Origin of the sequence: Candidatus Nitrotoga fabula (assembly GCF_905221025.1) — a bacterium.
Classification (GTDB): domain Bacteria; phylum Pseudomonadota; class Gammaproteobacteria; order Burkholderiales; family Gallionellaceae; genus Nitrotoga; species Nitrotoga fabula.
This window is the reverse complement of sequence record NZ_CAJNBL010000026.1, coordinates 24,015-43,338: the sequence shown is the minus strand read 5'-3', so window position 1 is coordinate 43,338 and position 19,324 is coordinate 24,015. Positions and strand designations below refer to the sequence as shown.

The window sequence follows — 19,324 nt, the reverse complement described above, 5'->3', positions numbered from 1 at the left end:
GGAATCTGATCAGGATGGATGTTGATAACTGGATATTTGGATGTTTCAAAAAGGACACATATTTATGAATAAAATTATAGTGTTAATTGCATCATTGTTATTTATTGGTACAGCGAGCGCAAATGATTCGGGTAAGAATGATCCCAGGAAAACGGTCGAGGAGCTCAAGCAAAAATTTGTTAAGATGGGGGAGCCCAGGATTCAGGGAGTTGAAAAATCTGGGAATGTGATGGCCCCGGTTATCTATTTCGGGAATCAGAAAATCAATAACAATTTCACGGTCGTAGATGAAATTAAAAGGGTTTCCGGTGCTTATGCGACCGTTTTCGTAAAAGAAAATACTGATTTCATTCGTGTTAGTACTAATGTTCTAACGCCCAAGGGGGTACGTGGGGTTGGAACGAAGCTGGCTCATAATAAAGCCTATGAAGCCGTAATGAATGGTGAGGTTTACTGTGGGGATATCGATATCCTGGGTAAATCTTATTATACGTGCTACGACCCGATTATAGAAAAAGGTGGCAGGGTCATTGGGATCTATCTGATAGGATTTAAAAAATAACACAAATCATCAGGGTGCCTGGGATTGCAGTAATGTTCAGGCTGATCCCCGTAGCATGTTCTGGATCTGGTGCCGCAGAATCCGTGAGGTATATTGGATGTTGCTTACATAAAGCGAATTTTTAATATTTTAAGAGATGGCTGACGTGTGAAACATGGTGATGATTTTCATGCGACATTGAACTAAGTCTTGGTTTAATTCATTGGAAAATATTTTTACTGACAGCATGCCTAACTTATAAGTACCTCGGATATGAGCGCGCATTTTGCTGCACCGGTATATTTGAGGCATTAATTTTATATTTGTTAAGTGGATCCGGAGTGATTTCTGGCAAATATGCGTCATTGCTGTGGTCATGAATCCTCTGTTTTTATCCTGTGATCCCATGTTTAAACCGGTCAACCCCAGAAGCGGTCCACGTCAGGTGCCATGCAAATGGTGAATGCTAGTCAGGCCGGGCGGGTCTATGCTGACTAGAAATTTGAGTGGACGAATTCGTTGGAAATTTTGCGATTTTTGCTGATAAATCGCAGTTCCTGATGTGGAAAATTAATTATTTTTTAGTCACTGCGATTGTACAGGTAGTAAACCGATTAACTGTTTTTTAAAAGAAGGAAACACATGGATAAGCCGCTGGTTGCCATTTTGATGGGCAGTGCAAATGACTGGGAAATCATGCAGCATGCTGCACGTTCCTTGCAGGATTTTGGAATTTCGTATGATGCACGGGTAATTTCTGCACATCGTTCACCAGACCTTCTGGTAAATTACGTTCGGGAAATGTGCGAACAGGGGGTACGGTGTTTCATTGCGGGTGCAGGAGGGGCTGCGCATCTTGCAGGAGTGATTGCCTCCCAAACGACCTTGCCTGTACTGGGTATTCCCATTCCTTCCAAATATCTCAAGGGTATAGATTCATTGCTATCCATTGTGCAAATGCCCAAGGGTATCCCGGTGGCTACGTTTGCAATTGGTGAAGCCGGTGCTGCCAATGCCGGTTTGTTTGCCGTTTCCATGCTTGCAATGAATGATGTGCAACTGGCTGACCGACTGGATGAATTTCGTAAACAACAGGCGGAAGCGATTGCTGCGGCTAAGCTTCCATCATTAAAGTCAGAATAGGAAAATGCCATGTCCGTATTATTTGAATCAAACCTGACCAGTTTGCCATTACTGCACCGAGGCAAGGTTCGTGATATTTACGAAGTGGATGAAGATCGTCTGCTCATAGTGCAAACTGACCGCCTGTCGGCTTTTGATGTTATTTTGCCTACTCCAGTGCCAGGGAAGGGAGAAATACTCACTGCGCTGTCTGATTTTTGGTTTGATAAGCTTGGTCGGGTTCTCCCGAATCATCTTACTGGTATCAGACCGGAATCAGTGGTTGCTTCTGATGAAGAACGGGCACAGATAGCTGGCCGGTCTTTTGTGGTAAGACGATTGAGGCCAGTTCCCATTGAAGCGATTGTTCGTGGATATCTGTCCGGTTCGGCATGGAAGGAGTACCAGAATACAGGCATGGTATGCGGTATTAAACTGCCTGCTGATTTACAGGAAGCACAAAAACTTCCGCAACCGATTTTCACGCCATCAACCAAGGCAGCGGTCGGGGAACATGATGAAAACATTACCTTTGAACAGGCGGTCAAATTGTTAGGTACTCCGCGTGCCAATGCAGTACGTTACGCAGCATTGACTTTGTATACCCAGGCTGCGGAATATGCGGCTACCAAGGGGGTGATTATTGCAGATACCAAATTTGAATTTGGTGTGGATTCATCAGGAAAAATGTATTTGATAGATGAAGTATTGACACCTGATTCTTCGAGATTCTGGCCAGCGGATCAATATAAAGTTGGTAGTAACCCTCCCAGTTTCGACAAGCAGTTTGTACGTGACTGGCTGGAATCTTCTGCCTGGAACAAGAAAATTCCGGCGCCGGATATTCCGGTTGATGTGATTGAAAAAACAGCAGAAAAATATCATGAGGCTGCGAAATTGCTGATGGAAGCGTGATGGTTCGTTTTCTGCACCCTAAGTTGAACTGATTTAAACCGAATTAGATTACTGGAAACAGGATGGAACCAATAAATGCTTTATATGACAAAGCATTTCCTGTAATCCGTGTGCTTCATCGGATGCAATGTTGTTTGACTGGATTATTGAGTCGGGCGGGAATCGGGAATGTTTCCCGTTTTTTGGGCTTGCTTTTCCATTCATGAAGATACGCCTGCCCGATGCGTACAAAAATATATTGTAATTTTGATCAGTTTCTTATCAAGAATCGGGAGATTACTGGGTTGCTCTGCATGCAATGGCAGGGTAGGTCGCACAATTACCGGAAAGAACGGCTTTCCGTCTGTGATGTTGTTTTTTTATTACTGTTTAAAATTAGGTATATAACTTAATCATAAGATAAAGAAGTACGATGATGTGTCAAGAAATCGATGGGATCATGCATGCAAAGAAATGTGGATACCAGGAGACCAGTCCTGTATTTGTTTTGCATAAAGAGGTATACAACGAATTGTATGTAACCAGAATTCCTCCTGCGCTGGATTACTGCATGGGGTTTTAATTGGTAGAATCCATTTTACATAGTGACTTATTCAACATGATAGACCTGTGAGCGATTTTAAAAAACCTACCATTAGAAAATTCAATCAAAGACTCCTTTCACTGGTTGAACATTTAGGACTTCTGGTTATCGCAATAGCCACGGTATTTGCCATGGTAAGCGAGACTATGACTATGGTGAGAGCTGCACAGGTAACATTGACCGATCTTTTGCTGCTTTTCCTTTATCTGGAAGTGCTTGCCATGGTTGGTCTTTATTACCATTCCGGGAAACTGCCCGTTCGCTTTCCTTTGTATATTGGCATGGTTGCACTTGCTCGTTATCTGATTCTGGATATGAAAGCCATGGATAATTGGCGGATGCTTGCGATAACCTTGTCTATTCTGCTGCTGACACTGGCAGTTTTCCTTATTCGTTTCGGGCATGTACGTTACCCGTACTCGGGTGACGAATCTCTGGCAGAGCTGCGACACACTGAGCGGTCGCAGGATTAAATTCAGGCATGGTTCGTGAAATTCAATACTATTCCGGATGATAAAGAAATACGATCTGCTGCTGCTTTGCTCAGATCAGGAGGAACGGTTGCATTTCCAACAGAGACTGTTTATGGATTAGGTGCGGATGCTTCTAATCCATTTGCGGTGCAGAAAATTTTTGCGATCAAGGGTCGCCCATCTTTTCATCCATTGATTGTGCATGTCGCAGCAGGTTCAGAACTAACTCGGTGGGCTAAAAATATTCCAGATGCAGCTTGGCAACTGGCCAAGACATTCTGGCCTGGCCCGCTTACGTTAATTCTGGAACGTTCTGCTCTGGTTCCGGATGCGGTGACCGGAGGTCAAAATACGGTGGGATTACGTGCGCCAGATCATCCTGTTGCAGCTGCACTTTTGCATGAATTTGGTGGGGGAATTGCTGCACCTTCAGCGAATCGCTTCGGGCAGCTCAGCCCAACAACCGCGCAGCATGTGCATGAAAAGCTGGGGGGGCAGGTTGGGATGATACTGGATGGTGGCGCATGTCGTATTGGCGTTGAATCTACGATCGTTAGTTTTGTGCAGGAAACCCCTACATTATTGCGGCCAGGTGGTCTTGCAGTCGAGGCTATAGAAGAGGTTCTTGGTCAAAAGATTTTGCTAGTCCAATCTGGTGTCCAGAAAGTGAGGGCTTCAGGGATGCTGGATTCTCATTATGCCCCGGGAATACCTTTTGAAGCATGTTCGGGAAAGGAACTGATACACCGTGCACGTCAGCTTGCAAGCATGGGTTATAGGGTCGCGGTTCTTAATATGGGTAATGAAGATGCTGAAAATTTAGGTATGGATGGGATTACCTGTTTTTGTATGCCGGATTCTTCTGCCGAATATGCTCGGAAACTTTATGCAACGCTGCATGGCCTTGATTGCGGAATTTTTAACTGGATTTTGGCTGAAGCTCCACCTGCTACCCAAGAGTGGAATGCAATCAATGACAGAATGCGTCGTGCCAGTTGCAGGGCTGTCGCCCATTCCAGTGAAACGTTGATTGAGACGTGTTCTTTAGAAAAAACGCTAAGCAGATAAGTCCCAGGAAAGGCATGGGCAGCATCGGATGAATCCGTGACAATCTGATAGTGGAGACCGGTTATGCAACAATCCGTTTCTCAGGCAACAATAGGCAGCGGTACTGTATTTCTGGATAGCTAGAAAATTTCAGATTGCACTGCTGCCTTAAAAAATTTGCTGGTCTCCACCTATGGGTAGGAATGATTACAACCCAATTATTTTTTTATCGATAATCATTTTTCTGCTGGACTGGCTTTTATCATAATGGTCTTTAAGCACGACAAAATCTTCATGCTTTTTCAGTTTCTCTTTACCGTAAAGATCATAAATCTCAACAGAAATATTATGGTTTGGAGCGGTTACCATGAAATCGTCAATTGTCTCAATAATGTCATGGTCAATAAAATGAGATTTGCTGGCATCGATAGTAAGGGTACTGTTCGGTTGTACATGTGAAAGAAGCTTTCGAAGTAACGCCTTATTCAGGAAGGCTACATCTTTGTTGAATGTCAGTATATAAAATGACTTATCCTGGGTAAGTGTAATAGCAGCGCGGAAGTTCGCCTTGATGACGAAAAACAGTCCTATGGTGATGCCGATGGCCATTCCTATTAAGAGGTCAGTTGCTAAAATTGCAGATATAGTAAGTACAAACGGTAGCAGCTGGCTCAATCCTTTGCGGTAAAATTCCTTGAACAAGGCGGGTTTAGCCAGTTTGAAGCCGGTATGCAGCAATATTCCGGACAAACAGCCAAGTGGAACATAATTTATATAGCGGGCCAAGAACAGTGTACTGATTAAAATACACACGCCATGAACAAAGCAGGATACTGGGGTCTTACCGCCTGCGTTGATATTTCCGGCGCTACGCACGATAACTGCAGTAAGTGGCAATCCCCCGATCAATCCGGAAACTATATTTCCAACCCCTTGGGCTTTCAATTCACGGTTGGTTGGCGATGTACGTTTAAGCGGATCCAGTTTGTCTACCGCTTCCAGACTTAGCAAAGTTTCAAGGCTTCCAATAATCGCGAGTGTTGCTGCGATGATATATAGCTGAGGGTTAGTCCAGTAACTGTAGTCCGGAGAAGAGAAGTTATTAAGGAATTCGCCAATATTATTGGATATCGGGACGTTTGTCAGGTGGATTGAATCGACAGACCAATCTGGGAACCAGCGTTCAGCGGATAAATTGTAGAGTACCCCCCATATCACCGCGACTAATGGCCCGGGTATCAGCTTTAGAAATTTTTGACTTTTAACCCAGGGTTTTTCCCAGATTACCAGTAGTAACAGGGAAACGGCGGAAATTATGATGACTCCGTGCGAAATAGAACTGAATGCATCCATGATCGGGAAGAAAAACTCGTGTACTTCTTCGTGTGAGTAAGCTTCAGGGCCTCCGAAATGTTCGTTGTAACCGGTGGCATGAGGAATCTGTTTGATGATCAGAATGATGCCAATGGCAGCCAACATGCCTTTAATAACTGCCGAAGGGAAAAACGCTCCAATGACCCCGGCCTTCAGGAATCCAGCGATCAGCTGCATGACGCCCGCCAGGACAACGGCAAGCAGAAACCCCTGGAAACTTCCCAGTGTTTCGATGGCGTTAAATACAATTACGGTTAAACCGGCTGCCGGGCCTGATACGCTAAGTTGTGAACCGCTTAGCCAGGATATGACCAGGCCTCCCACCATTCCGGCGATCAACCCGGCAAAAAGTGGTGCGCCGGATGCCAGTGCAATACCGAGACATAGGGGCAAAGCAACCAGGAATACGGCAATTCCTGCCGGAATGTCATCCTTCAGATGCCGTAAGTAGTACTGTAACGGTTGTTGGCTCATGATTTTCGCCTCTAAGTAGTTATCTGGACAGAATTATATTATGGACAATAATGAAAGGTATAAGAATTTTGTGAAAAATTTTTGACCAGATTGATAGGGTGTAACCGGCGGTCTGCTGCTCATTTTCATATCCATGCTGAATGTATGGCAAGGGGAACAGCCCTTAAAACTGTTGCACTAGTTTTCATAGAATTCGATGCTTCCGGTCTGGATATCGTACATCCCGCCTACTACTGTAATTTCATTATGTTCCACCATATCTCGCAGGATTTCGCTCCGGTGCCGGATACTGGCTATGACCTGTCGTACATTAGCTTCGGCAACTTTTTCTGTAAATTCAGGGTTCTTGGAGTTACGGTTGGTTGCAGGATCGCGGATGCTTGCAACGGCAGGCTTGATTTTGGCGATCAGGCTGGTCAGGTTTCCAAGCTTCACATCATCACAAGCGCCTTTTATTGCTCCACAACGGGTATGACCTAGTACGACTATGATTTTTGCCCCTCCAATTTTGCAGGCAAATTCCATGCTGCCAAGAATGTCTTCATTGATGATGTTGCCGGCAACCCGAATGCTGACGAGATCACCAAATCCCTGGTCAAATATCAGCTCGGCCGATGCGCGTGAATCTATGCAGCTCAGAATTACGGCAAATGGAAGTTTTTTTTCCGAAGCCTCATTTAATTGCTGTAACAGGTTGCGGTTAAGTTTAAGGTTGTTGACAAAGCGTTCATTGCCATCCTTGAGTGCCTGCAATGCAGTCTCTGGGGTAAGCAATGTCAGGTCTTCACTAGCATTATTGAAGTTCATCAAAGTTTCTCGCGTTTGGCTGTTGGATTGATCTAAATGTTTATGGGTACATTGATGCAAATATTTTTTGTAGCAGGGCATGCCCGCATTCTGGTCACAAACTATCAGGCAAAAAACAATTCAGGTTGCTGACTATGGTGCATTTTTTAATAGTTTTGAATGCTGTGCTTTGGAAATGTATATGTGTTTTGCGATGGTGCCAATTGCTTTGGGTGCAAAATATTTTTCCGAGTATTTTGGGAAGTCATGCAATTAAATTAACGCCAAGAGGCCATTTTGCATGGATATACAAATTAAGAGGAGATTGGAAGTTTTATTATTTTACCTGATGAATTCTAATAAAAATCTGGTAAAAATCTGGTTTTCGGTTTTTGCATTATCAGCAACTTGCCCGGAAAAATCCTGGGAGAGCCTATCGTTTTTCTGGGGATTGTTGTTTATAACAAAAGCTTGTTCATATTTTCTAAAAACGCATCGGTAAAATTCGGGTTGACAGAATTAATATAGAATCAAGAGCATGGTTATTTTACACAGAACGGTTGAATGTTCTGGTAAATGGGGTAGTCGTGCAACTCTCATGATAAGGGCAATGAGATGTCGTTTCCATTTGTAGTATCCGGACAGATATTGTGCGAAGTTTTTATTGGTCCATGCGTTTGCAAAAGGCCTTAAACAGGACTGAATATCCAGATATCCAGCCGAATTTTTCGGGAATACTAATTTTGCCTTAAAACCAGAACATCACAGGATGATAGTTTTAAGATCCGGTCTGCGAATGAACTCAGGAACAGACCAGAAAATCCATGTTTGTTTCTTGTTGCGATTACAATTAAACCAGCGTTGATTGCTCTTGCGTATTCGGCAATCTGTTCGGCAGGAGACTGTGCAAATATAACTTCAAAGTGTGCTTTTTTAAAAGCCGTTGCCGGCATCATTTCCTTTGCCTTGTTTTTGATAAAGTCCAGCGTTTTGCGTTTCAGGATTTCAACGGTGTTCCTGTCCGGAAGGTCTTCAATCCCCATGTCGCTTACGCGTACATATTTTTCAATGACATGGACGAAATGTACTTCCTTGTGAGTCCAGGAATATTCATGCCCCCATCTTGAAATACTTGGCATGAACGCTTCTTCTGTGGGCATGGCCACTACTATTGTTTGCGGGTTCATCGAGACCTCTATGGATGCATTTTCTTAATTTGAACAATAAGGTACAGTGATCACATTCGTCAAGTCAATTATGAATCAGGGAATCAGAAAAAATTAGCCTAGTTGGGGATTTTTTGTTATTTATTGTTTTTGCAAGGTATTTTATTGGGACTGAGCCATTCAGGAGTGGCGCGATTTCGCTTTTTGCATGAGTGGAGCCATGCTTGGTTGATTCTGGATGGGGATATGGAAGGTATGGGATTATGAATTTTAACCAACGGATTTCTGTCTGGTTTATATAATGGGTTATGTGGGGGATGAAGGGGATTGATGCTGGATTGCAGTTAATGTTGTATTCCAGGGTTTGATTATGCAGCCATTATGGTGGGGTGAAGAAATGTCACAGCAACAAAACGTGGTTTGGCTTGAAGTATTGCGCATGAGTGATGTAGCTACAGTCGGTGGAAAAAATGCATCGCTTGGAGAAATGATCAATCAGCTTGCCCATCTGGGTGTGCGAGTACCGGGTGGCTTTGCAACTACAGCCGCGGCATATCGTGATTTTCTTTCGCAGAATGATTTGGACAAGCGTATCTGGCTGGAGCTGGACAATCTTGCCGTGGATGATGTGACCGCGCTGGCTGCGGCAGGCGCCCGTGTGCGCCAGTGGATAATGGATGCGCCCCTGCCCTGGCGCCTTGAAAGTGATGTGCGCGATATATACGGAAAAATGCAGGCTGATGCCGGGGTAGATATTTCCTGGGCTATTCGTTCTTCTGCTACCGCGGAAGATTTGCCAGATGCCTCCTTTGCGGGACAGCAAGAAACTTTTCTGAATATTTATGGTGTGGAGCAGATTCTTGCAGCCATCAAAATGGTATTCGCTTCATTGTTTAATGACCGAGCTATTGCTTATCGTACCCATCAGGGCTTTAGGCATCAGGATGTAGCCTTGTCTGCCTGTGTTCAGCGCATGGTGCGCAGCGATATGGGTGCAAGTGGCGTAATGTTTACACTGGACACTGAAACCGGTTTTGACCAGGTTGTTCTTATCACGTCTGCCTATGGTCTGGGTGAAACGGTAGTGCAGGGAGCAGTCAATCCGGACGAGTTTTATGTGTACAAGCCGGCATTAAGACAAAATAAAGCTGCAGTGATCAATCGTAATCTTGGCAGCAAAGAAATCAAAATGATATTTGGTGCGACCAGGGAGACAGGATATTCCGTACGTACTGTGGAAGTGCCTCAGGCAGAGAGCCGGTGTTTTTCCATTACCGATGCTGAAGCGGAAGAACTGGCAAGTTATGCTTTGCTCATTGAACAGCATTATGGCCGTGCGATGGATATTGAATGGGGCAAGGATGGCTTGGACGGTAAGTTATATATATTGCAGGCAAGACCAGAAACAGTTCAGGTGCATAAAGCTCAGGGCAGCGTGAGACGTTACAGGTTAAGAGATGTGTCTCAAGTTCTGGTCAGTGGCCGTGCTGTTGGGCAAAGGATAGGTAGCGGTTCAGTTTGTGTGGTTGAGAATGCCAGTCAAATGAACCAGATCCAGAAAGGTGATGTGCTTGTAACGGACATGACAGATCCGGACTGGGAACCCGTAATGAAGCGTGCTGCTGCGATTGTGACCAACCGGGGGGGGCGTACCTGTCATGCGGCTATTGTTGCACGCGAGCTTGGTATTCCGGCTGTGGTTGGATGTGGGGATGCAACTCAGACGCTTAGGCATGGTAATGCAGTAACCGTTTCCTGTGCTGAAGGCGAGATAGGCAAAGTTTATGAGGGTATGCTCGACATTGATGTGTCGGATCTGGCGCTGGATCAAATGCCTGTACCGCCGATTAAACTCAGTTTGAATGTGGCGAGCCCGGAGTTGGCATTTGAATCCTGCCTTCTGCCCAATGCTGGAGTGGGGTTGGCGCGGCTGGAATTCATTATTGCACGGATGATAGGGGTACATCCCAATGCAGTGCTGGATTATCCGAATTTGCCTTTGGAGTTGAAGGAACAGGTGGAAATCAAGGCTGCAGGTTATGCTTCGCCTATCGATTTTTATGTCGAGAAACTGGTTGAAGGCATGGCTATGCTGGGTGCGGCATTTGCTCCCAAACCGGTGATAGTGCGTTTTTCGGATTTTAAATCGAATGAATATTCCCGTTTGCTTGGAGGTTCCAGATATGAACCGGATGAAGAAAACCCGATGATCGGTGTACGGGGAGCATCACGGTATATATGGGACAGTTTTCGTGGCTGCTTTGCACTGGAGTGTCGTGCTATACGCCGTGTGCGTGATGAAATCGGATTGACTAATATTGAGGTCATGATTCCCTTTGTGCGCACACTCGATGAGGCCAGGCTGGTTATCGCAGAATTGGCTGCCAATGGACTGAGACGTGGTGAAAATGGTCTGCGCGTAATCATGATGTGCGAGATTCCTTCCAATGCGTTATTGGCGGATCAATTTCTGGAATATTTCGATGGTTTTTCTATAGGATCAAATGACCTGACCCAGCTTACTCTTGGCATAGACCGTGAATCGGGTTTGGTGGCTGGAGCTTTTGATGAGCGTAATCAGGCTGTAAAAGAATTGTTCCGGATGGCAATCCAGGCTTGTCGCAGGGCCAATAAATATATTGGGGTTTGTGGACAGGGTCCATCCGATTATCCAGATTTGGCCCAGTGGCTGGTTGAGCAGGGGGTTGAAGCGATTTCGCTGAACCCGGATACAATAGTTGAAACATGGTTGTATCTGGCAGAGCGCTCTATACAGAACCGTAGGTAATTCTCGATCAATATCAATAGGTTGCTAAACTGGATTGCAAATACGAGAATTGGCAGGTCCGGAGGGAGCGGGCTGTATTGCCCTGTGGCAATCTGTTCCCTCTTCGTTCTAATGAATGATCGTTCTCAAGGTGTAAAAAACCTTATTTTTAAGTATGGATAGAGGCGGGGTAATGCGTACGCATGGATAATGCCAACCCGTCTTTCGACTGGCAGGATATATTGAATGTTATATCTCAAGTATTCCTCCACTGTAATTTTGGGCATATTCCAGTCGTGCCAGGGTTGCTTTCAGATTGAGGCCGGTTTTTCTTTTCAATGTTTCGGCCTGTTCTTTCAGGTCATCTATCGAGGTGGAAATCGGTTCGCCTGAGACCGCAAATGCAATGGCGTTTCCACTGTCGCAGGCAGGTAAAATTAAAACACGGCCGTCAAAGGCCTGATGAATCCGCTCCACAGTTTTTTTAAAACCACGTTCGCGCCCTAAGAGATTGGCAGCCATAATGCCGTATTTGTTCAGATGTGCGCGTACAACCTGGTAGAACTGCAAGGTTTCGAGTACACCTGCCCGGGCATATGCGTCAAACCCATCGACCAGGATCAGGTCATAGGTCTGTTTGCTTTTAAGGATATATTCTGCACCATCTTCAATCACGATTTTTAATCTTTTCGGGTCTTCCGGCAGTTTGAAAAACTGACGTGCAGCAGCAATGACTGCAGGTTCGATTTCCACTACGGTAAGTTTTGCCAGTGGGTAGTTGCGATATAGAAATTTGGTCAGAGAGGCTGCCCCAAGACCAATCAGCAATACTTTTCTGGGAAAGTGACTTTCCCTCCGCAGTAGTAAACTCGCCATCATTTCTTTGGTGTAATTCAGTTCCAGGCTCCATGGGCGCGCAATGCGCATTGCGCCCTGGATCCATTCAGAGCCAAAGTGCAGGGTGCGGATTCCGGATTGCTCGCGGATATCAATCGGGATGCTCATGTTTTAACCTAATGCGTAATAAATATTCAGAGTAAGTTTTTCCATGTGTAAACACTAACAGGTTCAATATCCGGGTTTAACCCATTGGTTCAGTATCTTACGCGCGCATTCGATAACTTCAGAAGCGGTCATGCCGATTGTTATCCCCTGTTTGGCCAATGTATCTCCTGCTGATCCGTGCAGATGTACCGCAAGCAACAATGCTTGATCTGCATTTAATCCTTGTGCGACAAAGGCAGCGATCATGCCGGTCAGTGCATCGCCCATTCCAGGGCTGCTCATGCCAGGGTTGCCGGTTTTGTTGACATAAGCTGTTCCAGCGTGGGTGACGCACAGGCTTTCTGCTCCTTTTAGTACAACCGCGCTGCGATAGATACTGGCGAGTTCTTTTGCGGATTCCAGGCGTGAAGTTTGCACATCTTCCGTTGAGCAACCAAGCAGACGTGCAGCTTCGCCCGGATGTGGTGTTAACACACAATCCTGATCACGTGAAATTAACATCGTGCGTAAATCAGGGCGAAGAGCGAGAATGTTAAGCCCGTCTGCATCAATTACCAGTACGGAATTAAGATGGAGTACGTCCTGCAAAATTTGCTGGGCAGTTTCGCCATTTCCCATTCCGCATCCTATGGCTAAAACACTCAGCCTGGGCAAGTGCAGTACAGTATGGGCACTATGTATCATTAATTCAGGCTGATTTATATCCACACTCATGGTATTTTCTGCCAGCATACCTATATGTACTGTTCCGGCTCCGAGCTTGAGTGCAGCACGTCCTGCCAGCATTGCCGCGCCGATCATGCCTGGAGCCCCCCCAATAATGGCTGCTGTGCCGAAATTGCCCTTATGGCTGTCGTGAGGTCTTGGTGAGAGATATGCAGAAACCTGTCTGGAGGTAATGCTGGGAGCGTGTTGTGAAGCTGGCATAAAAATATTTCTTTCCGGGTGGGCAGTAAGGCTGCATAGTATAATAATAAGCTGATTTTAAAAGTCCTGAGAGCCTGTATATGTTTCGCATTGTCCCCGGAAAATCTGCGTTATCTGCCTTCCGTCTTGAAAAGTTGCGTGCTTTGGTTGGTACGGCCATACCTGATGTACACATAGAAAATGCATGTCATTGGTACTTCGTTTCTTTGAACAAGGAGTTGTCTGCAGCTGAAATCATGCTGCTGGATAGTCTCCTCGGGCTGGGGGACAACGTGCTGGAGAAGGGGAAGGAAGATCAGATATCACAGATATTAATTGTGCCACGACTGGGCACCATTTCTCCATGGTCATCCAAGGCCACGGATATTATGCATCATTGCGGCATGCATTCAGTTGATCGCATCGAACGTGGCATTGTGTATTCTGTTCGGGTTGAGAATGATAAAAATCTGACTCTAACAGAGTTGAAACTGTTGCAGCCATTGTTGCATGACCGGATGACGGAATCCATGTTGGGGCCTGATGTTTTATTGCAGGCAGGCTTTGATGGGGTGGCTAAAAAGATTTTCTTTCACAGTGAGCCATTGCCACTATCCATAGTCGATATTATGAATGGTGGAAAAGCTGCACTTGATACGGCGAATAGTGATATGGGGCTGGCATTATCCGCCGATGAAATAGACTATTTGCTGGAAAATTTCATCCAGATGGGGCGTAATCCTACCGATGTGGAATTGATGATGTTTGCCCAGGCGAATTCGGAACATTGTCGTCACAAAATTTTTAATGCGGATTGGGTTATAGATGGTGAACCGCAGGAAATTTCGCTCTTCGGCATGATACGCAATACCCATAAGCTGCACCCGGAAGGTACGGTTGTTGCTTATTCCGATAATTCTTCCGTGATAGAGGGGGCATGCATCGAACGATTTTATCCCTGTGCCGGCGGTGAGTATGCTTATTGCGAGGAATTGACGCATACGCTGATGAAGGTGGAAACCCATAATCATCCTACGGCCATTTCTCCCTTTGCGGGGGCTGCTACTGGTGCAGGGGGAGAAATAAGAGATGAAGGTGCGACTGGAGTGGGCTCCAAACCAAAGGCGGGGCTGACCGGTTTTTCAGTGTCTAATCTGAATATTCCAGGATTCGGGCAGTTATGGGAAAGGACTGGAGGAGCTGATTCAGGCATTTCTTTAGATGAAGATGAAAATGTAGCTCCTTCAGTTTACGGAAAGCCTTCCCGCATCGCCTCTGCCTTGCAGATCATGCTGGAAGGACCGATCGGTGGAGCCGCATTCAATAACGAGTTTGGTCGCCCGAATCTGGCTGGCTATTTTCGGACCTATGAAGAAACTGTCAATGGTGAAGTACGTGGCTATCATAAACCTATTATGCTGGCGGGCGGAGTGGGCAGTATTTCGGCATTGCATACCCACAAACAGGCATTGCCTGTAGGCGCGTTGCTGATACAGCTGGGTGGAGCAGGGATGCTGATCGGGCTTGGCGGAGGAGCTGCATCCAGCATGGATACGGGAGCTAATGCAGAAGATCTCGATTTTGCTTCGGTTCAGAGAGGAAATCCAGAAATGCAACGCCGTGCGCAGGAAGTAATTGACCGTTGCTGGCAGTTGGGTGAACATAATCCGATCCTGTCCATACATGATGTTGGCGCAGGAGGGGTTTCCAATGCGTTACCTGAGTTGGTACATGGTGGAGGCCGGGGTGCTTATTTTGAATTGCGTGCTATTCCTTCTGAAGAGAAGGGTATGTCGCCATTGCAGATTTGGAGTAACGAAGCACAGGAACGTTATGTTCTCGCTATAGATTCGAGTCGCTTGGCGGAATTTAAAGCTCTGTGCGAGCGTGAGCGCTGTCCGTTTGCCATTCTGGGAAATGCGATTCCCGAGGATAAGTTGATAGTGCATGATGAGTTATTTGAAAATAATGCAGTGGATATGCCCTTGTCGGTGTTGTTAGGCAAACCTCCTAGAATGACACGTAATGTGAAGCGCCGGCTTGTCGAGCTTCCTGAATTTGATCCTAGAGAAATCGATCTCAAGGATGCAATTGAGCGCATTCTTCGCTTGCCTTCCGTAGCTGACAAAACTTTTCTTGTCAGCATTGGTGACCGCACTGTGGGTGGGATGAGTGCGCGTGACCAGATGGTTGGTCCATGGCAGGTTCCAGTCGCGGATGTGGCGGTTGTTCTGAGGGGTTTTAACACTGTACTTGGTGAAGCGTTTGCTTTGGGTGAGCGTTCACCTCTTGCGGTTTTCAATGCTCCTTCGTCTGGCAGAATGGCAGTTGGGGAGGCGATAACCAATATAGCAGCGGCGCATATTGAAAAAATCGGTGATATTAAATTATCAGCCAACTGGATGGCCGCAGCCGGCCATAATGGCGAAGATGCCGCCCTGTTTGATACTGTGCGTGCAGTTGGCATGGAGCTATGTCCGCAGCTTGGTATCAGTATTCCGGTGGGCAAGGACTCCATGTCCATGCGATCTGCCTGGCAGGAAGGCCTCGATAGAAAGGAAGTAACGGCCCCACTTTCACTCGTTGTGACAGCGTTTGCTCCTTGCGTGGATGTGAGTCGCACTTTAACGCCGCAATTGGTGGTCAATTTAGATACCGTGCTGTTATTGATTGACTTGGGGGAAGGCAAGAACCGTATGGGCGGGTCTGCACTGGCACAGGTGTATAAACAGACCGGGAATGTCGGCCCCGACCTGGACAATGCCAAAAAATTAAAAAACTTTTTTGATGTTATCCAGCGTCTGAATGGTGAAGGTAGGCTGTTCGCCTATCATGACCGTTCCGATGGCGGACTATTTACTACACTTTGTGAAATGGCATTTGCTGCTCATGTTGGTCTGACCATACAAATGGATGGACTGCCTGGTGATGTCCTGAGTAGCCTGTTCAATGAAGAGTTGGGTGCAGTAATTCAGGTAAATCGCAAGGACGTTCTTTATATTCAGGCCATGTGTAAAAACGTTGGTCTTGATGCGGTACATTCCATTGCTACACTGGACACAAGCGGTTTGATTCGTATCCAGAAGCAGGGTACTACGCTGTTCAGTGATACGGGTGTCAATTTGAGACGTATCTGGTCGGAAACGACCTTCCACATGCAGAAATTGCGTGACAATCCGGTTTGTGCCCAGCAGGAATATGACTGTATTCTGGATTCTGCCGATCCTGGCTTGCATGTGCAGCTTACATATGACCTGAATGTGAGTATTGTAGCGCCTGCACTGTTGAAATTGCGCCCAAAGATTGCAATATTGCGTGAGCAGGGAGTGAATGGACATGTTGAAATGGCCGCGGCGTTCGACCGGGCTGGCTTTGCATCGGTGGATGTACACATGAGCGATATTATTTCCGGTCGCGTGAAATTGGCGGAATTTCACGGACTGGCTGCATGCGGTGGCTTTTCCTATGGCGATGTGTTGGGAGCAGGGGAAGGATGGGCAAAATCTATATTGTTTAACCAGCGGGCACGGGATGAGTTTGAGGTTTTTTTCAAGCGTGATAATACGTTTGCCTTGGGCGTGTGCAATGGTTGCCAGATGATGAGTAACTTGCATGAAATTATTCCTGGAGCCGAGCATTGGGCCCATTTTGGACGTAACCTTTCGGAACAGTTTGAATCACGTTTCGTGATGGTGGAAGTACAGCATTCCCCTTCAATATTATTTGATGGGATGGCTGGAAGCCGCATGCCCATAGTGGTGGCACATGGTGAAGGATATGCCCGTTTCCGCAATGGCCAGCACCTGAACGTGGCGCAACCGTTGATTACGCTCCGTTATGTGAATCACTATGGCCAACCAACAGAGATTTATCCCTTGAATCCAAATGGTTCACCACAGGGTATTACCGGATTGACTTCGGTGGATGGGAGATTCAATATTATGATGCCGCACCCGGAACGGTTGTTTCTGGCTTTGCAATATTCCTGGCGTCCAGCTGAATGGACTGTAAACGGCGCATGGCTGCGCATGTTCCAGAATGCGCGTAAGTGGGTTAATTAACTATTTTGGTTGTCTGGGTTTGTCAGCGGCTATCAGGAATAAAATGATTTGGAATAAAAAGCGGCCTCACGGCCGCTTTTTATTCCGGTGGATATACTAGATTTATTCTATCTTTGCACTTGTACGCAAATCATTTAGTGTCTTCTGGACAGATTGCAATTGCAGGCGTTGCATGATATTTCCTTTTACATCCCGATAATCTGGAAATTTAAAGTCGCGTACACCTTCCTGCTTGATCAAATGCCAGCCAGTATCAACATGTACCGGTGCGCTCACCCCACCTTTTTTCAGGCTTGTAAGGGCATCTGCAAATGCTGGCATGAAATTACCTGGTAAAGCCCAACCCAGATCCCCGCCCTTATCACGCGAACCTGGGTCCAGGGAGTGTTTTTTCGCTAGATCTTCGAATTTTGCTCCCTTTTTTAATTGAGCAGCAATCGTCTTTGCTTCATTTTCAGTTTTTACTAAAATGTGCCGGACATTGTATTCTTTGGACCCGGTCGATTTTTTGAAATTCTCATATTCCTGCTTAATTGAATCTTCGCTAACAGGGTGGGTTTTAAGATAATTTTGGTAAAACACACTGACAAGAACATTTTTTTTGGCCAGTTCAAATTGACTAATGGTATCAGGTTGCTTGTCGAGACCTTGTTTTATTGCTTCCTGTGCCATAATTTCGCGGTTGATCAGTTCATCCTTAATAGCAGCGCGTAGCTCGGGAGTGTCTCGTTTCCCCTGCTGAGAGGCATTTTTGACAAGCATGTTTACGTGTGCTTGAGGAATGGCAATGCCATTCACTACGGCAACAGGCTTTTCCGGTTCTGTAGCACCTGCAGTATTTTCTTGCGCATGGACCTGATTAATTGCAAATGCAGAAAATAAGGCAACAGTGGCAAGTTTTTGAAATTTCAGCATTGTTTTGTCCTCGTTGGAAAGATTAAATAATATTAAGAATCACAGTTCTTCTGGCGTACAGGCAGTAATAGTCAATGCATGAATGTCATGTTTCATCATTTCATCTAACGCAGAATATATCATGCGGTGCCGTGTCATTATAGGTTTGTTTTCAAATTGGGGGGAAACAATCAGGAGGTGATAATGTCCACCGCCACTACGTGCTCCGACATGCCCTGCATGTTTGTGACTGTCATCGGTAATATCCATATGTGTCGGCTGAAGGGGGGCAAGGAGAGCCTTTATCTTTTCGATGCGGTTGCCTGAGTTGTTGGAAAACGAGGTCATACGGGAAATACCTTCTTGAATGGTTTAACTATGGTTTGTGCGTACACACCGGCAGTAATATACGGGTCTGTCTGTGCCCAGGATTCGGCATCTTCCAATGTTGCGAATTCTGCCACTATCAGACTCCCGGTAAATCCTGCCGCACCCGGATCAATTGCATCTACGGCCGGGAAGGGGCCGGCAAGAATAAGGCGCCCTTCTTCCTGCAGTGCTTGTAATCGAGCTATGTGTGCAGGGCGTGCTGCCAGACGTTTTGTCAGGCTGTCTGGCACATCCTCTGCAATAATTGCATATATCATTTAGTTGATTTCCTTTTTTTCGTGCATGTATTTTGACAGTACAAGGGATTGAAGCAGGACGAATACCAGCATTATTCCGGTAGCACCAAAAAGTTTGAAATTTACCCATACATCAATAGAAAAATTGAATGCAACGTATAAATTTATAATGCCGAGTAAGACAAAAAACAAGCTCCAGCTCAGATTGAGCTGTCCCCACACCTTGGATGGAAGCGAAATTTTTTCATGCAGCAGGGTACGTATCAGGTTCTTTTTTAAGAAAAGGCTGGAGCCTAGCAATATGGTGGCGAATACCCAGTACAGAATGGTGGGTTTGAATTTAATGAATGTCTCATCGTGAAGTATGAGTGTGGCACCTCCAAATACCGCAATGATGGCAAAGCTAACCCACAGCATGGCATCTACTTTGCCATGTCGCCATTTTACCCAGATAATTTGAGCAATAGTAGCAACAATTGCTGCCGCAGTGGCTACATAAACATTAAATAGTTTAAAGGAAACAAAGAATAATATAACCGGGAATAGATCAAATAGCAGTTTCATGGGTTTAAATTATGCAGGGT

The 19,324-nt window shown here is 45.8% G+C and carries 16 protein-coding genes; 7 read left to right on the top strand and 9 right to left on the bottom strand.

Annotated elements, in window-relative coordinates; genetic code table 11:
- Nucleotides 1-40 precede the first annotated feature (40 nt).
- The 5 genes from KJA68_RS06775 to KJA68_RS06755 all read left to right on the top strand — a co-directional run bounded on the left by KJA68_RS06775 (nucleotide 41) and on the right by KJA68_RS06755 (nucleotide 4,702).
- The gene (locus KJA68_RS06775; protein ID WP_213036186.1) at nucleotides 41-562 is read left to right on the top strand and encodes a Cache 3/Cache 2 fusion domain-containing protein; all 522 of its coding nucleotides are present in this window, start codon (nucleotides 41-43) and stop codon (nucleotides 560-562) included.
- Nucleotides 563-1,183: 621 nt separating this feature from the next.
- Complete coding sequence (purE, locus tag KJA68_RS06770; protein ID WP_213036185.1) at nucleotides 1,184-1,684, top strand: 5-(carboxyamino)imidazole ribonucleotide mutase; 501 nt, start codon at nucleotides 1,184-1,186, stop codon at nucleotides 1,682-1,684.
- A 9-nt stretch (nucleotides 1,685-1,693) separates the two neighbouring features.
- On the top strand, nucleotides 1,694-2,578 hold the full coding sequence (locus tag KJA68_RS06765) for a phosphoribosylaminoimidazolesuccinocarboxamide synthase (protein ID WP_213036184.1): 885 nt from the start codon (nucleotides 1,694-1,696) through the stop codon (nucleotides 2,576-2,578).
- A 609-nt stretch (nucleotides 2,579-3,187) separates the two neighbouring features.
- Nucleotides 3,188-3,634: a phosphate-starvation-inducible protein PsiE gene (locus tag KJA68_RS06760; RefSeq protein ID WP_246487097.1), complete on the top strand. Its 447-nt coding sequence runs from the start codon at nucleotides 3,188-3,190 to the stop codon at nucleotides 3,632-3,634.
- A 15-nt stretch (nucleotides 3,635-3,649) separates the two neighbouring features.
- On the top strand, nucleotides 3,650-4,702 hold the full coding sequence (locus KJA68_RS06755; RefSeq protein WP_246487096.1) for an L-threonylcarbamoyladenylate synthase: 1,053 nt from the start codon (nucleotides 3,650-3,652) through the stop codon (nucleotides 4,700-4,702).
- A gap of 186 nt (nucleotides 4,703-4,888) precedes the next feature.
- Here the strand turns inward: KJA68_RS06755 and KJA68_RS06750 are convergent, their stop codons facing one another.
- The 3 genes from KJA68_RS06750 to KJA68_RS06740 form a co-directional block, all read right to left on the bottom strand.
- Nucleotides 4,889-6,529 carry a SulP family inorganic anion transporter gene (locus KJA68_RS06750; RefSeq protein ID WP_213036183.1) on the bottom strand — a complete coding sequence of 547 codons (1,641 nt, stop codon included), beginning with the start codon at nucleotides 6,527-6,529 and terminating at the stop codon, nucleotides 4,889-4,891.
- 177 nt (nucleotides 6,530-6,706) lie between these two features.
- On the bottom strand, nucleotides 6,707-7,336 hold the full coding sequence (locus KJA68_RS06745; protein WP_213036182.1) for a carbonic anhydrase family protein: 630 nt from the start codon (nucleotides 7,334-7,336) through the stop codon (nucleotides 6,707-6,709).
- A 716-nt stretch (nucleotides 7,337-8,052) separates the two neighbouring features.
- Nucleotides 8,053-8,502 carry a universal stress protein gene (locus KJA68_RS06740; RefSeq protein ID WP_213036181.1) on the bottom strand — a complete coding sequence of 150 codons (450 nt, stop codon included), beginning with the start codon at nucleotides 8,500-8,502 and terminating at the stop codon, nucleotides 8,053-8,055.
- Between the two features lie 376 nt (nucleotides 8,503-8,878).
- Between KJA68_RS06740 and ppsA the strand changes: the two genes are divergently transcribed.
- The gene (gene ppsA / locus KJA68_RS06735) at nucleotides 8,879-11,269 is read left to right on the top strand and encodes a phosphoenolpyruvate synthase (RefSeq protein WP_213036180.1); all 2,391 of its coding nucleotides are present in this window, start codon (nucleotides 8,879-8,881) and stop codon (nucleotides 11,267-11,269) included.
- Between the two features lie 228 nt (nucleotides 11,270-11,497).
- On the opposite strand, the gene KJA68_RS06730 is transcribed toward ppsA, so the two are convergent.
- Together KJA68_RS06730 and KJA68_RS06725 are read right to left on the bottom strand one after the other, a co-directional pair.
- Nucleotides 11,498-12,253, bottom strand: a complete 756-nt coding sequence (locus tag KJA68_RS06730; RefSeq protein ID WP_213036179.1) for a fused MFS/spermidine synthase — start codon at nucleotides 12,251-12,253, stop codon at nucleotides 11,498-11,500.
- A gap of 63 nt (nucleotides 12,254-12,316) precedes the next feature.
- On the bottom strand, nucleotides 12,317-13,180 hold the full coding sequence (locus tag KJA68_RS06725; RefSeq protein ID WP_213036178.1) for an NAD(P)H-hydrate dehydratase: 864 nt from the start codon (nucleotides 13,178-13,180) through the stop codon (nucleotides 12,317-12,319).
- Nucleotides 13,181-13,260: 80 nt separating this feature from the next.
- On the opposite strand from KJA68_RS06725, the gene purL reads away from it, so the two are divergent.
- Nucleotides 13,261-17,220 carry a phosphoribosylformylglycinamidine synthase gene (gene purL, locus KJA68_RS06720; protein ID WP_213036177.1) on the top strand — a complete coding sequence of 1,320 codons (3,960 nt, stop codon included), beginning with the start codon at nucleotides 13,261-13,263 and terminating at the stop codon, nucleotides 17,218-17,220.
- 102 nt (nucleotides 17,221-17,322) lie between these two features.
- On the opposite strand, the gene KJA68_RS06715 is transcribed toward purL, so the two are convergent.
- Genes KJA68_RS06715 through KJA68_RS06700 form a run of 4 tightly spaced genes read right to left on the bottom strand, consistent with a single transcriptional unit; the run spans nucleotide 17,323 to nucleotide 19,304 of the window.
- Nucleotides 17,323-18,135 carry a peptidylprolyl isomerase gene (locus tag KJA68_RS06715; RefSeq protein WP_213036176.1) on the bottom strand — a complete coding sequence of 271 codons (813 nt, stop codon included), beginning with the start codon at nucleotides 18,133-18,135 and terminating at the stop codon, nucleotides 17,323-17,325.
- A gap of 39 nt (nucleotides 18,136-18,174) precedes the next feature.
- On the bottom strand, nucleotides 18,175-18,462 hold the full coding sequence (locus KJA68_RS06710) for a BolA family protein (RefSeq protein ID WP_213036175.1): 288 nt from the start codon (nucleotides 18,460-18,462) through the stop codon (nucleotides 18,175-18,177).
- On the bottom strand, nucleotides 18,459-18,761 hold the full coding sequence (locus KJA68_RS06705; RefSeq protein WP_213036174.1) for a YciI family protein: 303 nt from the start codon (nucleotides 18,759-18,761) through the stop codon (nucleotides 18,459-18,461). The genes KJA68_RS06710 and KJA68_RS06705 overlap by 4 nt, the downstream gene beginning before the upstream one ends.
- Nucleotides 18,762-19,304 (bottom strand): septation protein A, encoded by a 543-nt coding sequence (locus KJA68_RS06700; RefSeq protein ID WP_213036173.1) that lies wholly within the window; start codon nucleotides 19,302-19,304, stop codon nucleotides 18,762-18,764.
- Between the last annotated feature and the right edge of the window lie 20 nt (nucleotides 19,305-19,324).

Excerpts from the sequence above, each read along its gene's own strand:
- purE (WP_213036185.1), top strand. The coding sequence starts at position 1,184 with ATGGATAAGCCGCTGGTTGCCATTTTGATGGGCAGTGCAAATGACTGG.
- KJA68_RS06710 (WP_213036175.1), bottom strand. The coding sequence starts at position 18,462 with ATGACCTCGTTTTCCAACAACTCAGGCAACCGCATCGAAAAGATAAAG.
- ppsA (WP_213036180.1), top strand. The coding sequence starts at position 8,879 with ATGTCACAGCAACAAAACGTGGTTTGGCTTGAAGTATTGCGCATGAGT.
- KJA68_RS06765 (WP_213036184.1), top strand. The coding sequence starts at position 1,694 with ATGTCCGTATTATTTGAATCAAACCTGACCAGTTTGCCATTACTGCAC.
- KJA68_RS06750 (WP_213036183.1), bottom strand. The coding sequence starts at position 6,529 with ATGAGCCAACAACCGTTACAGTACTACTTACGGCATCTGAAGGATGAC.
- KJA68_RS06730 (WP_213036179.1), bottom strand. The coding sequence starts at position 12,253 with ATGAGCATCCCGATTGATATCCGCGAGCAATCCGGAATCCGCACCCTG.
- KJA68_RS06775 (WP_213036186.1), top strand. The coding sequence starts at position 41 with ATGTTTCAAAAAGGACACATATTTATGAATAAAATTATAGTGTTAATT.
- purL (WP_213036177.1), top strand. The coding sequence starts at position 13,261 with ATGTTTCGCATTGTCCCCGGAAAATCTGCGTTATCTGCCTTCCGTCTT.
- KJA68_RS06715 (WP_213036176.1), bottom strand. The coding sequence starts at position 18,135 with ATGCTGAAATTTCAAAAACTTGCCACTGTTGCCTTATTTTCTGCATTT.
- KJA68_RS06745 (WP_213036182.1), bottom strand. The coding sequence starts at position 7,336 with ATGAACTTCAATAATGCTAGTGAAGACCTGACATTGCTTACCCCAGAG.
- KJA68_RS06725 (WP_213036178.1), bottom strand. The coding sequence starts at position 13,180 with ATGCCAGCTTCACAACACGCTCCCAGCATTACCTCCAGACAGGTTTCT.
- KJA68_RS06700 (WP_213036173.1), bottom strand. The coding sequence starts at position 19,304 with ATGAAACTGCTATTTGATCTATTCCCGGTTATATTATTCTTTGTTTCC.
- KJA68_RS06705 (WP_213036174.1), bottom strand. The coding sequence starts at position 18,761 with ATGATATATGCAATTATTGCAGAGGATGTGCCAGACAGCCTGACAAAA.
- KJA68_RS06740 (WP_213036181.1), bottom strand. The coding sequence starts at position 8,502 with ATGAACCCGCAAACAATAGTAGTGGCCATGCCCACAGAAGAAGCGTTC.